Below are 12,719 nucleotides of genomic sequence, written 5' to 3' on the forward strand. Positions count from 1 at the left end.
TCGTCGAAAACCAGGACGACCGAATTTCGGCCTCAGCGGCTGGTTGCGCTCAGGGGGCGGGCTTCGACGGGTTTGAAGCGACCAGCGATCCGAGTTTGCCGGCTTTGGCCAGACTCGGCTTTTCGTAAGTTTTCTTCACAGAATCCCTCCTCTAACGGCATCAATTTCCTCTGCCGGGCCTGTTTTGTCAAATCTGGCAGCAGTCCGTTACAGGTCCCGGCGGCAATTCGTGCCCTTACGCCGGCTCGCGCTTGAGCGCCTGCGCCATGCAGTGAATGCCGCCGCCGGTCTTGGAAATCTCGCTCATGTCGACGGCAGCAACCTCGAAGCCGCGTGCCTTGAGCTGGCCGATCAGCGACTGGCTCGACGTCGGCGCGATGACCCTGTCCTTGCCCAGCGACATGAAGTTGCAGCCGAGCGCCATCGTGTCCTGGAAGGGCACGTCGATGATCTCGTGGCCCTTGCCCTTCAGCCAGTCGACGATGCCGGGCTCGGTGCAGGCGAGGCACACCGCGGTGAGCTTCTCGGCGATCGGCACCACCATCAGGTCGATATGGACGTAATATTCGTCGATGAAGGCGAGGCGCGTTTCCCAGCCTTCCTTTTCGAACCAGTCCTGCACCTGGCGGGCGCCCTCTTCCTGCGTCCGGGCGCCGCCGCAGCCGATCAGCACCACGCCCTCCTCGATGACGTTGAAGTCGCCGCCTTCGAAGGTGCCAGCCGTGACCATGTCGTAGATGGGGATGCCGAGCTTTTCATAGGTGCGGATGGCGGCATAGTTCTCGCCGCGCCGCCACCAATTGGCCATGGCGGTGATGAAGGCGCCGTAGGGCGTCATGACGCTGGAGTCTCTGGAATAGACCTGCATCGGCAGTTCCGGCGTCGGCTCGTGCCAGTGGATTTTGACGCCGAAATGCTCATAGGCGGCGACGAGGTCCTTGTGCTGCGCTTGGGCGATCTGAACGTTGCAGGGCGCTTCGCGCAAATGCTTGCGCGAGAGCGAGCTGGTCGAGAGGTGGCGCAGGAAGTTTGGCGAGCCGAGCAACACGTCTGTCAGCACGTCGGTCTCGTTGGCAAAGCCCCATGATGTCAGCGGCTTGGTGCCGCCGGCGGGATTGCGGCGCTGCAGCGAGAACGGTTCGGCGACGATGCGGTCATGGACGGTCATAAGGTTCTCCTCGATTATGCAGCTTGATTGGGTTGGCTGCTCGGAATCCACCAATCGCGCCCCCGCGCGGTGGTGACATATTCCGGCCAGCGGAAATTGATCGGCGGGTCATAGTCGCAAAGCGGCGCGATCCAGTTGGAGCCACCAATGCCGCCGCCGGTGCGGGTGACGAATTCGTCCATGGCCGCATCGCGCGCGGCCTTGTCCTCGAGCAGGCGGAGGGCTGCAAGCGCAACCGTCTTGGCGGCGCAAATGACCATCGGGTCGATGGTGGCCGAGATACCGCCCAGCGCGTTCATCGCCCAGGATGGATAGGCATGGCCATTCGCCGAGCGCAGCGCCGGGCGGGCGACATAGAAGCGTGCGGTCGGCGTGTGCCACGACATGTCGGTGTAGTCGTCGGAGGTCGAGTTGATCTGCCACGGAGGCAAATCGCGGCGCAGGATTGCCTCGGCCTCTTGCGGCGCAACCAGCCGCTCCATCTCGTCGATGAAAGGGTTGTCGGTCGCGGTGCCGCCGGCATTGACCTGGACCTCGCGACCGATCGCTTTCGCCGCGTCGTCCCAGCTCGGAGCGCCAACGGTGGACAGCGCCTCATAGGCAATCCCCGCCATGGCGTGATTGGCGAGGCCCGGCCTCGACTTCGACACCCAATGGCGCTCATAGCGACAACCGCTGATCGCCGCGGCCGCGGCCGCATTACGGTCGAGCACCGCGGTGACCTGCTCTGCCATGGCAATGGTCGGCACGCGGATCATGTACTGGATCTCGGCCAGCCCCGCCGGCAGATTGTCGGCGGTCGCCTGCCCGGCGGTGAGGATCGCCTCGCTGATCGACCAGCCGCCCTGGTGAGGCAGCATGGAATCGCGCAGCGCCTTGGAGGTCATGTACATCGCCATCAGCGCGTCATTGGCACCGGGCGCCCGCACCGCCGAATGCGCCTGCGGGATCGGCGCGCCATCGCTTGCGCGAACCCAGTTTTCGGGTTCGTCGCAGACAAAACGGTAGATCATCGCGTAGGCCGCGCCGCAATGCGTGTCCCAGCGCGCCGTGTTGCAGAGCGGCAGCATATAGAAGGGGTGGAAGGAGATCATGCCGGCAAGGCCGTCATAGTAGCCCTTGGCCGCATGGATCGGCTTCGAGCCCCTGACCTTCTCGGCCGGCTCGCCGGTGAAGCGCAACGTCCCCTCGATGCCGTGGCGTTGCATTGCCGCCTTGGTGGCGAGAAGTCCGCCGAGGCCGGCAATGCCAAGCCCGGAATGAGGATCGGTGTGGCCGCCGGCCTCGCTGCCGAGGCCCGGCCGCGATCGCTTCACCGTTGCCGCGTCCTGGCAGTTGCCGGGCACGGCGTCGTATTCGCCGTACATGCCGATGGTCGGCCCCGGGCCGTTCGTCCAGTGGGCGCAAAAGGCGGTCGGCATGCCGGCCGACCCTTCCTCGACCGAAAAGCCCTCATGCTTCAGCCGCGCGACATACCAGGCCGCCGACTGGTATTCGCGCCAGGCTGTTTCGCCGAAATCGAAAATGGTGCGCGTCCACGCCGACAGCGACGGCTGGATGCTATCGAGACAGGCAAGCGCGGTGGCTTGCGCCGAGGTCGTCACCGGTTTCTCCATGCGGCCCAAGAAAGCAGTGAAGCGGCATTGCAAAAAGTGATATGTTTTTCCGGTTCATGCAAATTCGGTTCACCTGAGGCCTCTTGCGAATACCTTCCACACAGGCGCTGCGCGCCCTCGACAGTTTTGCCCGTCACGGCAGTGTCTGGCGCGCAGCCGATGAACTGCATTTGACCCGCAGCGCCGTCAGCCATCAGTTGCGGCTGCTCGAACGCGACCTCGGCTTCGACCTGCTGGAGCGCATCGGCAAGGGCGTGGCGCTGACACCGCGCGGCCAGCGCTATGCCGCCGATGTGAGAAAGGCGCTGACGGTGCTCGGCGATGCGGTGACGCGCCAGGCCGGCACGGGCGTCGGCGGTTCGTTCGCCGTTTCCTGCACGCCGGGCTTCGCCTCTCTGTTCCTGTGCACGCACATCGGCGAGTTCCGGCAGATGTATCCAGACGTGGCGCTGTCGATCCTGACGCCGCGGCGGCTGGACGATGTCAGCAATCCGGACGCCGATGCCTTCATTGCCTTCGGCGTCGGCAACTGGCCGAACCGCTCGGTGGAGTTGCTGTGCGAAATCTCGTTCACGCCACTTTGCAGCCCGACACTGCTCAACAAGGTCGGCGGCTTTTCAAAACCGGCCGACGTGCTGCGCGCCAATCTCCTGCATCTCGGCGACACCGAGGACTGGGCGCGCTGGTTGGCGCTGTCCAAGGTGGAAAACCCCGACACCGAAGGCGGCATCTTCTTCTCGGACATGAACCTCGTTTTTTCCGCGGCGATCGCCGGCCAGGGCATCGCCATGGGCGACGAGTTGACCAGCCGCCGGGCGCTGAGCGAAGGCCGTCTGGTGCGCCCCTTCGATATCGCGATCCCCTCGCCGCGCTCGTATTTCCTGGTGTCGGAACATGCCAAGGCCAGCCACCCGGTGCTGGAAGCATTCAATGGGTGGTTGAGGTCGAAGCTGTCGGAGAACCGGATCAGCCCGTACTAGCCTCCCATCCGTGAATCAAATTTGCCGATCAGGCGAAAACTATTCGGTTGCGGTGAGCCGGGGCCCTGCCCTACGCTCAAGCCACGACCAAGGAAGAGGCAGGATGCAGCAACCCGGCCGGGCCGCAGAGATCAAGGCAATCGGGATCGGCAAGAGCTTCGGCTCGTTCCGGGCGCTGGACGACCTGACGCTCAATATCGGCCGCGGCGAGTTTTTGACGCTGCTCGGTCCCTCCGGCTCGGGCAAGACCACATTCCTGATGATCCTCGCCGGCTTCGTGCAACCGACCGCCGGCAAGCTTTTCAGCGACGGCATCGACATCACCGAGCGGCCGGCCGAACAGCGCGCCGCCGGCATGGTGTTCCAAGGCTATGCGCTGTTTCCGCATATGTCGGTCGAGGCCAACATCGCCTTCCCGCTCAAGGTGCGCAAGAAATCGGCCTCCGAGATCAAACGCCGCGTCGCCGAGATGATCGAGCGCGTCGGGCTGAAGGGCCATGAGACGAAACTGCCGGCGCAGCTTTCCGGCGGCCAGCAGCAGCGCGTGGCACTGGCGCGCGCGCTGGTGTTCGAACCCGGCGTGCTGCTCCTCGACGAACCCTTCTCGGCACTGGACAAGGGCCTGCGCGGCCAGATGCAGGCCGAAATGAAGCGGCTGCATCAGGAGACCGGCACCACCTTCGTCTTCGTTACCCACGACCAGAGCGAGGCGCTGGCGCTGTCGTCGCGCGTCGCCATCTTCAACCATGGCAAATTGCTGCAGGTCGGTGCACCGGACGAGGTGTATGACCGGCCGGCCAATCGTTTCGTCGCTGAGTTCCTGGGCGAGATCAACATGCTGCCGCTCAAGGGCGTGAAGCGCGCCGACAATGGCGCCACCGCGCTCTGCGAAGACCGCGCGATCACGCTGCGCGGCAATGCCGAGGCGGTGAACGGCAACGCCATATTGGCGATCCGGCCCGAACATATGTCGATCGCGCGCGAAGCCGCCGCCGGCGAGAACGGCATTGCCGCCACCGCAATCGGCTCGACCTATCTGGGTGCGGCGACCAAACTCGATCTGACGACGCGCCAGGGCGCCAAGGTGACCGTCTCGGTGCCGAACGAGGTCGCGGCGGCGGCGCTGAGCAAAGGCAATTCCGTCTGGCTGACCTGGCCGGCGGAAAAGGGTTTCCTCCTTCCGGACGGAGGATGACGACGAGAACGGCGAAGTCTTCCAGCAAAGAATCTGGAGCGCGCCATAACCACCGGAACCAACAACGAAAAAGGGGAACTAAAATGACAGACCAAAGCAAAAAACAAGCCATGGACGCGCTATCCGCCCGGGCTGTGCGCGGCGAGATTTCGCGCCGGCAATTCACCCAGCTTGCAGCCTTCGTGCTGGCCGGCACGCCGATGCTGCTGCGCTCGACCGGCGCGTTTGCGCAGGCCAAGGAACTGGTGCTGGTCAACTGGGGTGGCGATGCCCTCACCGCTTATGACGCCGCCTATGGCCAGGCCTTCACTAAGGAGACCGGCATCGCCGTCAAGATGGACGGTTCGGGCCCGACCGAAGGCGCGATTGCCGCACAGTTCAAGAGCGGCGCGCCGACCTGGGACCTTGTCGACGTCGACCCGTTCTCGGCCATCACGCTCGGCGCGCAGGGTGCGCTCGAGCCGATCGACTACGCCGTCGTCGACAAGAAGAAGATGCGCGAGGGGTTCGGCTGGGAATACGCGGCGTCGACCTATTTCTTCTCCTATGTCATCGCCTATGATTCCGAGAAATACGGCAAGGACGCGCCGACCGGCATGGCCGACTTCTTCGACGTGAAGAAGTTTCCGGGCAAGCGCTCGCTCTACAAATGGGGCGTGTCGAGTTGGGAAGCCGCACTTCTCGCAGACGGCATCGCGCCGACCTCGCTCTACCCGCTCGACCTGAAGCGCGCGCATGACAAGATCGCCGCCTTCAAGGAAAACGTCGTGGCTTACTGGGGCGGCGGCGCCGAGAGCCAGAGCGTGCTGCTCAACGGCGAAGCCTCGATGGCGATCGTGTGGTCGACCCGCGCCTCGCTGATCGAGCAGGACTCGGGCGGCAAGATCAAGTTCATCTGGGATCAGGGCCTGATTTCGCCCGGCGCGCTGGCCGTGCTCAAGGGCAACCCCGGCGGCAAGGACGCAGCGATGAAGTTCATCGCCAGCGCCCAGGATCCGGAGAAGCAACTGGTGATGTTCGACAAGCTCGGACAGGGTCCGGCCAATCCGGCCGCCGATGCGCTGATCCCCGCCGACAAGAAGCGCATCAACCCGGTCGATCCCGAAAACATGAAGAAGCAGATCGCGCTCGACATGGACTGGTACGCCAAGAATTACGGGGCAGCACTCGACGAATACACCAAGATCATCTCGGCCTGACCAGGCCGGGCACGAGCTTCGATGAGAGGCACCCTCTCCGACAGGATGGGCGCGGCGGTGCTGATGGCGCCGCTGCTGCTGTTCCTTGTGCTGGCCTACGCCTGGCCGTTCCTCGGCGTCGTCAAGTGGAGCGTCACCTTGCCGACACCGGGGCTCGGCCAGTATGGCGCGCTCGCCACCGATGCCCTGGTGCAGTCTGTGTTCATCCGCACGCTGCGCATCGCGCTGATCGTCACCGTGGTTTCCGTGGCGGCGGCATACGCCATCACCATGGTGTGGGTGCGCGGCAGCCCGGCACAGCGCATAATCGCTGAATTCTGCATTCTCGTCCCCTTCTGGATCTCGGTGCTGACCCGCGCCTTCGGCTGGGTGGCGCTTTTGTCCAACCGCGGCCTGATCAACACCTGGCTGCAATCGATCGGCTTCATCTCCGAGCCGCTGGCGCTGGTGCGCAACGAGTTCGGCGTCATCGTCGGTATGACGCATTTTTTGATCCCATTCGCGGTGTTCCCGCTGGCCTCCGCCATGCGCAGCCTCGACGAGCGCGTGCTGCTCGCGGCGCGCGGGCTCGGCTCCAGCCGCATGCGCACCTTCTGGACCGTGTTCGTGCCGATGACGCGCTCCGGCATCATCGGTTCGGCGATGATCGTGTTCGTCTTCTCGCTCGGCTTCTTCGTCACGCCGGCGATCCTCGGCGGCGGCCGCAGCGTGATGATCGCCGAGCTGATCTACCTCAGGATATTCCAAAGCCCCGACTGGGGACTGGGTGCGGCGATCAGCGTCGTGCTGGTGCTGTTCGTCGGCGCGCTCATGGCGCTGCTGTTCCGCTATGTCAGACCGAAGCAGCTGATCTGATGCCGACCTATCGCCCCGGTCCCGTCTCGCTGATCCTCGCCGTGCTGGTGGCGCTGTTCCTGCTGCTGCCGCTGCTGGCGGTCATCCCGGTGTCGCTGACGCCAAGCCGCATGCTGGCTATGCCGACGGGCGAACTGTCGCTGCGCCACTACCGCGCGCTGATCGAGGATCCGCGCTGGCTCGACGCCATCCTGCTGTCGGTCCGCATCGGCATCGTCAGCAGCGTCATCTCGACCGTGCTGGCGCTGTGCTTCAGCCTTGGCGTCTGGATGTTCCAGCCGCGCTTCACGGCCACCCTTGTCGGCTTCGTGCTGTTGCCGATGGTGGTGCCGCCGGTGGTCTCGGCGATCACGCTCTACTTCCTGCTGACGTCGATCTCGGGCATGAGCTCGTTCTTCGGCTACGACACCTGGCTCGGCGTCGCCATGGCGCATTCGGTGATGACGGTGCCTTTCGCCACGGTGCTGATCCTGGTCTCGCTCAGCCAGCTCGACCGCCGCATCGACCTTGCCGCGCGCGGCCTTGGCGCCGGCGTGTGGGAACGCGCCACGCGCATCATCATGCCCAACATCAAGTTCGGCATCGTCACCGCCGCGCTGCTGTCCTTCGTGCTGTCCTGGGAAGAGATCGGCGTCACCCTGTTCATCACCTCGGTCAACGCCATCACGCTGCCGCGGCTGATGTGGATGGGCCTGCGCGACAACATCGACCCGGCGATCGCCGCGCTCTCGGTGATCCTGATCATCATCACTGTGCTGGTGCTGGCGGTGAGGACTGTGGTGGTGAAGATGCGCGGCGGGCACTGAGCCAAGGTGGCCAACAACAATCGGCGATAGCCAAGCCGCTGTGTGAAGGGCGTTACGGACGGTGAGCGCCGGGTACATTACGCGGCGTCATGGGAAACCTGCCGCTGGTGACATTTGCCTTCGTGTCGGTGCTCGGAATGGCGGTTCCGGGACCGGACGTCGTGCTCGCCATCACCAACGGCTCCCGCTACGGTTTTCGACGCGCGTTTCTCGGCATGGCCGGCGTCGTACTGTCTGATTTCGTTCTTATCAGCATCGTCGCGCTGGGCTTCGGCGCTCTTCTGCTGGCTTCGGAATTCTATCTCTCGGCTCTCAGGATGTTCGGCGCGGGCTATCTGCTTTTCGTCGCCATCGGTACCCTGCGCGCCGCATCCCGACCTTCGTTCAACCCTAACCTTCCCGAAACACGCCATTCAGCCAAGGCACTCATTGGGCGCTGCTTCCTGGTGGCGGTCACAAATCCGGCGGCCTGGCTGCTTTTCCCCGCGATCCTGCCGCATTTTGTCCGCGTGGATGAGCCGATCGCGATCCAGTATGGCATCCTGGCCATTATCGCCGCGCTTGCCGATGTGTTTGTGCTGACGTTTTACGCAGCCCTTGGCGCGCGGGCTGCAAGGCTTCTGGCTGGGCCAAACGCCGTGTGGATCGACCGGTTTTACGGTATCGCCCTGCTTGGTCTTTCGAGCACTTTGATCCTGCAATCCCTCGGCCATCTGAGATAGTCGACACAGGAACACACAGGCCCGGATTTTAGCAATCGGCCCGCAGTCAGCTTGCGAAGAATCTCGACAGCCTTGCAGCCGTGTCTTCGGGGTGCTCTTCCGGGAAGAAATGCCCACCCTTGACCGAGCCGCCTCCGACGTTATCAGCCCATTGCCGCCAGATCGCCAACGGGCCGCCCTCCTCCGCATACCAGTTCTCCAACCCGCCCTCGCCGCTCCAGAGCGCAAGCAGCGGGCATCTGATGCGACAGCCATTAGCCTGGTCCTGCGCGTCGTGCTCGCGGTCGATGCCTGCGGCGGCGCGATATTCCTCGCAGATGGCGTGGGCATGGGCGGGATCACGCAGCGCCTCGATATAGGCGGCCCTGACCTCAGCGGGAAAAACATCTGGAGCCGAGCCCCAGCCGGCGATCGCATTGTCGACAACTGCGTCGGGTGCTGCGGACAACAGGCGCTCAGGCAGCGGTTCCGGCTGGGCGAGCAGGCTCCACGGCCAGAAGGCCAGCGCCAACCTGGCATCGGCCCGATCCCAGGCGGAGGCCGTGGGGACGATGTCGAGAACGGCGACTTTCGACACGGTTTCGGGATGGTCGAGCGCCAGCCGGTAGGCGACGCGACCGCCACGGTCGTGGCCGGCAACCATGAAACGGTCGAAACCGAGAACGTCCATAACCTGCACCATGTCGCGCGCCATCGCTCGTTTGGAATAGGCGGCATGATTGGCTCCGGAAGCCGGACAGGCGCTTTGTCCGTAGCCTCTCAGATCGGCGGCAACCACGCTGAAGTGCGGCGCCAATGCCACGGCGATGTCCCGCCACATAACATGCGTTTCGGGAAAGCCATGCAGGAGCAGCAGCGGCGGCCCTGAGCCACCGGCCCTGACGAAGATCGATGTCTCCTCCATTTGAACGGTCCTGGCGTCAAAGCCCGCAAACATCAGCTGCCGCCAACCATTCCGTGGCTGGAACGGATTCGCAGCACCTGGACACCCTTCGGCAATTCGATCAGGAACTCCTTGTCGCGGTCGAGATGGTGGATGCTTTGCGGATCGCCGCCGGTAAAGGCGGCCATCGCCTCGACGCTCTCCCAATAGGAGATGGTGATGAATTCCGAATGCGTCGGCGTGTCCTCGCGAAAAGTCTGCACGCCCAGCGCTTTCTCGATCAGCGGCTTGATACCGACCTCGTAGTTGTAGCGCTCATAGGCGTCGGCCTTGTCGGGCAAGGTCCTGCCGCGCCAGATGCGCGCAATGGTCGGGGTTGTCGGTGCCATCAGCAACAAACGCCTGAACGCGAGCCGCGTTCCGAACATCTCGACTGGTGGCAGCCGGATCGCGGTCCGAACCTGCGAGCAGAGGCCGGCCAAGTTGACTAGCTGTCGCGGTCAATGCACAAGGAGCCATGGTCTGAGGGCGGGACGGTGACGCATCGGTCTGCAAAACCGACGTAGTGGGTTCAATTCCCACTCAGGCCTCCACACTATCTCTTTGAAGTTGTTGGCGATCCCGACAGGATTCGAACCTGTGACCATCGGCTTAGAAGGCCGGTGCTCTATCCAGCTGAGCTACGGGACCGCTGGCCGGCATTTGATATCTTGGCCGGCTGGTGTCTATGTGCCAGGCGCTGACCGCCGGTCAATGCGTCCAGGGTATCCTGCGGTCATAGCGGAAATTTTCCGCATAGGAAATCTGCCGGCGCTTGGTCTCTTTCGGCTCCTCGACACGGAAGGCCAGCCCCTGCTTTTCGGCATAGGCCACCGCTTCTTCCCTGGTGTCGAAGGTCAGCCTGATCTGGCTCAGCATGTCGCCCGATGTGGTGTAGCCCATCAGCGGGTCGATCTTCTTGCGTTGGGCGGGATCGAATTCCAGCACCCAATGGCCGGTCTTGGCCTTGCCGGACTGCATCGCGGTTTTGGCTGGGCTGAAAATTCGCGCGGACATGGGCACCTCGTAGCTGCGTTGGCGGTAGCGCCGCCTTATTTCAGTCAATACTGTGCAACACTGCCGACGGCAAGGCCGAAGCGGCCTGCAACCAGGCCGCTTCGGCAGCGGCATCGGCCCGATACACTGGCGTAGCATCAAAAGTCATGGTCATGATGGCGACACAAAGAGGCATGGACGCAGGGATTTTGCACGCCGAGGCCGACAGCCAAGCGATTTTCGACGGCGCGATCGTGATCGGCGCCGGGGCAGCCGGCTTGACCGCAGCCCATGCGCTGCTCAAGACCGGCGTGCCTGTGATGGTGTTGGAAAAGGAAGCCCGGCTGGCCGAGCCATGGCACGGGCGGCACGAGCGACTGCATCTCAACACGCATCGCGACCTTTCGGCGCTGCCGGGCGTTTCCTTTCCTGCCGGCACCCCTGCCTTTCCGCACCGAAACACCATCATCGGCCATTTGAACGAATTCCACGCCATGCACCGGCTGCCGGTCGAGTTCGGCATCGCGGTCGAGGAGATTGGCTTCGAGGGCGACCACTGGCTTGTGCGGACCAGTGCCGGGCCGCGGCTGGCGCGCCATGTCGTCATCGCCACCGGGCGCGACCGGCAGCCCTTCATCCCGGCCTGGAAAGGCATGAAGGCCTTTGCCGGACGCATCATCCATTCGGCCGCATTCGGTAACGCCAAGGCCTATGCGGGCAAGAAAGTGCTGGTCGTCGGCGCCGGCAATTCCGGCTTCGACGTGCTCAATCACCTGGTGGCAGCCGACGCGGGACAGATCTGGCTGTCGGCGCGCAACGGTCCGGCACTGCTGCCCAAGCGCCTCGGCCAGATCGCCGTCCACCGATTTTCGCCGATCCTGGCGCGGCTGCCGTTCAAGCTCGCCGATGCGGTGATGGCGGCGACGCAGCGATGGGCCTTCGGCGACCTCACGGCCTACGGCCTGCCGCCGACGCCTTCGGGCGGCGCAAGCCGGCTGGCGTCGGATTATACCGCCATCGCCACCGATGACGGCGCCGTCGATGCCATCAAGGACCGCAGGATCATCGTGCTGCCAACCGTGCGGGAATTTACCGGCGACACGGTCGTTTTCGACGATGGCGCGACGATCCAGCCCGATATCGTCATCGCCGCGACCGGCTACCGCACCGGGCTCGAGGCCATGCTGGGCAAGCTCGGCGTGCTCGACCAAAAGGGCGTGCCGCTGTTCAACGGCGCCGACAGCGACCCGAAACTGCCGGGCCTGTGGTTCACCGGCATGCGGCCAAGCATCCGTGGCTGCTTCGCCAATGCTCGCATCCAGGCCAAGGCGATCGCAGCCAGGATTGCGCGGGAGCGCATACCGCCAAGCCCCGTTTGATGTTTTAGGGGTTGCGCGACAGGGTCCGGAACCGTATACGCCGCAGGGCCTCGGAGTGTAGCGCAGCCTGGTAGCGCATCTGGTTTGGGACCAGAGGGTCGGGAGTTCGAATCTCTCCACTCCGACCATTTTTTCCCACAAAGCCAGTCCTTGCCCAAGGTATCACTCCCAAGGTCGCCAATGGCTGCCTCGCCGGTAGCGCATGGCGGCACGCATTGCCCAAGCAGCAGCCGCTCGCCGATCGGACCCTACATTGGAACACCAGTTCGCTCCGAGAGTTGTGTATGTTCAACCCAAGGAGCAAACAATGAAAACCCTTCTCATCGCCTCGATGATCGCGTTCGCCGGAACGGCGGCTTTGATCGCACCGGCGCAAGCCGCCAGTCTGACTATCCAGTCCGATGACGACGATCAATATTCGTCCGACGATGGCGATATACAGATTCTTCGCCATCACCAGCGCCACAAAGACTATAGCGACGACTATGGCGACGACTACAGCGACAACCAGGATGGCCAATGGCGGCGCCACCATCGCCATCACCGCTGCCATATCGAACTGGTCAGGCACTGGCGCCATCACCACAGGGTCGTCGAAGAGGTCAGGGTCTGCGGCTGATCCGATCGCTTTAGACCTGCTACGGCCGAGTTTGGCGACCGGAGCACCAATCTGACCTAAAGCGCGTCTCATTTGAACGGACTCACGCGACGCGCTTGAGGTCTTGTTTGATGCATGTTTGATGCATGCGGTTCTCTCAAAACCGGGGCCACTTGAGCGACATGCATCAGGCGCCCGTGTCATCGAACAGCATCCCTTCGGCGGGTTTGGCTGAAAATCGACGCAGGGATAATCCCCTCGCTTCCACCTCTATCGCCGGTCT

13 protein-coding genes and 3 tRNA genes are annotated in these 12,719 nt (G+C 63.7%); 10 read left to right on the forward strand and 6 right to left on the reverse strand.

Features of this window, described 5'->3' with window-relative positions; translation table 11 throughout:
• Window positions 1-235: 235 nt before the first annotated feature.
• Window positions 236-1,168, reverse strand: a complete 933-nt coding sequence (locus tag NKH22_RS27770; protein ID WP_352805507.1) for a dimethylarginine dimethylaminohydrolase family protein — start codon at window positions 1,166-1,168, stop codon at window positions 236-238.
• A 14-nt stretch (window positions 1,169-1,182) separates the two neighbouring features.
• Window positions 1,183-2,784, reverse strand: coding sequence for a zinc-binding metallopeptidase family protein (locus tag NKH22_RS27775; protein WP_352911861.1), 1,602 nt, complete (start codon window positions 2,782-2,784; stop codon window positions 1,183-1,185).
• A gap of 83 nt (window positions 2,785-2,867) precedes the next feature.
• Between NKH22_RS27775 and NKH22_RS27780 the strand changes: the two genes are divergently transcribed.
• The 6 genes from NKH22_RS27780 to NKH22_RS27805 all read left to right on the forward strand — a co-directional run bounded on the left by NKH22_RS27780 (window position 2,868) and on the right by NKH22_RS27805 (window position 8,541).
• Entirely contained in the window at window positions 2,868-3,764 is an 897-nt protein-coding gene (locus tag NKH22_RS27780; protein ID WP_023684774.1) for a LysR substrate-binding domain-containing protein, read from the forward strand.
• A gap of 103 nt (window positions 3,765-3,867) precedes the next feature.
• The gene (locus tag NKH22_RS27785) at window positions 3,868-4,959 is read left to right on the forward strand and encodes an ABC transporter ATP-binding protein (protein WP_352805511.1); all 1,092 of its coding nucleotides are present in this window, start codon (window positions 3,868-3,870) and stop codon (window positions 4,957-4,959) included.
• Between the two features lie 83 nt (window positions 4,960-5,042).
• Window positions 5,043-6,158 (forward strand): ABC transporter substrate-binding protein, encoded by a 1,116-nt coding sequence (locus NKH22_RS27790; RefSeq protein ID WP_023727815.1) that lies wholly within the window; start codon window positions 5,043-5,045, stop codon window positions 6,156-6,158.
• Window positions 6,159-6,179: 21 nt separating this feature from the next.
• The gene (locus tag NKH22_RS27795; protein ID WP_023670301.1) at window positions 6,180-7,013 is read left to right on the forward strand and encodes an ABC transporter permease; all 834 of its coding nucleotides are present in this window, start codon (window positions 6,180-6,182) and stop codon (window positions 7,011-7,013) included.
• Window positions 7,013-7,819, forward strand: a complete 807-nt coding sequence (locus NKH22_RS27800; RefSeq protein WP_023695543.1) for an ABC transporter permease — start codon at window positions 7,013-7,015, stop codon at window positions 7,817-7,819. The genes NKH22_RS27795 and NKH22_RS27800 overlap by 1 nt, the downstream gene beginning before the upstream one ends.
• A 107-nt stretch (window positions 7,820-7,926) precedes the next feature.
• A complete protein-coding gene (locus NKH22_RS27805; protein WP_245259945.1) occupies window positions 7,927-8,541 on the forward strand; it encodes a LysE family translocator in 615 nt (204 codons plus the stop codon).
• A gap of 46 nt (window positions 8,542-8,587) precedes the next feature.
• Here the strand turns inward: NKH22_RS27805 and NKH22_RS27810 are convergent, their stop codons facing one another.
• Window positions 8,588-9,478, reverse strand: coding sequence for an alpha/beta fold hydrolase (locus NKH22_RS27810; protein WP_023821297.1), 891 nt, complete (start codon window positions 9,476-9,478; stop codon window positions 8,588-8,590).
• Window positions 9,478-9,813, reverse strand: a complete 336-nt coding sequence (locus NKH22_RS27815) for an antibiotic biosynthesis monooxygenase family protein (protein ID WP_031198108.1) — start codon at window positions 9,811-9,813, stop codon at window positions 9,478-9,480. The genes NKH22_RS27810 and NKH22_RS27815 overlap by 1 nt, the downstream gene beginning before the upstream one ends.
• 130 nt (window positions 9,814-9,943) lie before the next feature.
• Between NKH22_RS27815 and NKH22_RS27820 the strand changes: the two genes are divergently transcribed.
• Window positions 9,944-10,017 (forward strand) — tRNA-Cys (locus NKH22_RS27820).
• A gap of 20 nt (window positions 10,018-10,037) precedes the next feature.
• Here NKH22_RS27820 and NKH22_RS27825 read toward each other — a convergent pair.
• Together NKH22_RS27825 and NKH22_RS27830 are read right to left on the reverse strand one after the other, a co-directional pair.
• Window positions 10,038-10,114, reverse strand: a tRNA-Arg gene (locus tag NKH22_RS27825).
• Window positions 10,115-10,174: 60 nt separating this feature from the next.
• On the reverse strand, window positions 10,175-10,480 hold the full coding sequence (locus tag NKH22_RS27830) for an ETC complex I subunit (protein WP_023670294.1): 306 nt from the start codon (window positions 10,478-10,480) through the stop codon (window positions 10,175-10,177).
• 173 nt (window positions 10,481-10,653) lie between these two features.
• Here NKH22_RS27830 and NKH22_RS27835 point away from each other — a divergent pair, with 173 nt between their 5' ends.
• From NKH22_RS27835 to NKH22_RS27845, 3 genes are all read left to right on the forward strand, one after another.
• A complete protein-coding gene (locus tag NKH22_RS27835; protein WP_023695547.1) occupies window positions 10,654-11,838 on the forward strand; it encodes a flavin-containing monooxygenase in 1,185 nt (394 codons plus the stop codon).
• Between the two features lie 51 nt (window positions 11,839-11,889).
• Window positions 11,890-11,966 (forward strand) — tRNA-Pro (locus NKH22_RS27840).
• A 179-nt stretch (window positions 11,967-12,145) separates the two neighbouring features.
• On the forward strand, window positions 12,146-12,457 hold the full coding sequence (locus NKH22_RS27845; RefSeq protein WP_023689055.1) for a hypothetical protein: 312 nt from the start codon (window positions 12,146-12,148) through the stop codon (window positions 12,455-12,457).
• Window positions 12,458-12,719: the final 262 nt, after the last annotated feature.

The organism is Mesorhizobium sp. M1252 (genome assembly GCF_040318265.1).
Taxonomy (GTDB): Bacteria; Pseudomonadota; Alphaproteobacteria; order Rhizobiales; family Rhizobiaceae; genus Mesorhizobium.

Excerpts from the sequence above, each read along its gene's own strand:
- NKH22_RS27830 (WP_023670294.1), bottom strand. The coding sequence starts at position 10,480 with ATGTCCGCGCGAATTTTCAGCCCAGCCAAAACCGCGATGCAGTCCGGC.
- NKH22_RS27775 (WP_352911861.1), bottom strand. The coding sequence starts at position 2,784 with ATGGAGAAACCGGTGACGACCTCGGCGCAAGCCACCGCGCTTGCCTGT.
- NKH22_RS27800 (WP_023695543.1), top strand. The coding sequence starts at position 7,013 with ATGCCGACCTATCGCCCCGGTCCCGTCTCGCTGATCCTCGCCGTGCTG.
- NKH22_RS27845 (WP_023689055.1), top strand. The coding sequence starts at position 12,146 with ATGAAAACCCTTCTCATCGCCTCGATGATCGCGTTCGCCGGAACGGCG.
- NKH22_RS27790 (WP_023727815.1), top strand. The coding sequence starts at position 5,043 with ATGACAGACCAAAGCAAAAAACAAGCCATGGACGCGCTATCCGCCCGG.
- NKH22_RS27770 (WP_352805507.1), bottom strand. The coding sequence starts at position 1,168 with ATGACCGTCCATGACCGCATCGTCGCCGAACCGTTCTCGCTGCAGCGC.
- NKH22_RS27785 (WP_352805511.1), top strand. The coding sequence starts at position 3,868 with ATGCAGCAACCCGGCCGGGCCGCAGAGATCAAGGCAATCGGGATCGGC.
- NKH22_RS27810 (WP_023821297.1), bottom strand. The coding sequence starts at position 9,478 with ATGTTTGCGGGCTTTGACGCCAGGACCGTTCAAATGGAGGAGACATCG.
- NKH22_RS27815 (WP_031198108.1), bottom strand. The coding sequence starts at position 9,813 with ATGGCACCGACAACCCCGACCATTGCGCGCATCTGGCGCGGCAGGACC.
- NKH22_RS27835 (WP_023695547.1), top strand. The coding sequence starts at position 10,654 with ATGGACGCAGGGATTTTGCACGCCGAGGCCGACAGCCAAGCGATTTTC.
- NKH22_RS27795 (WP_023670301.1), top strand. The coding sequence starts at position 6,180 with ATGAGAGGCACCCTCTCCGACAGGATGGGCGCGGCGGTGCTGATGGCG.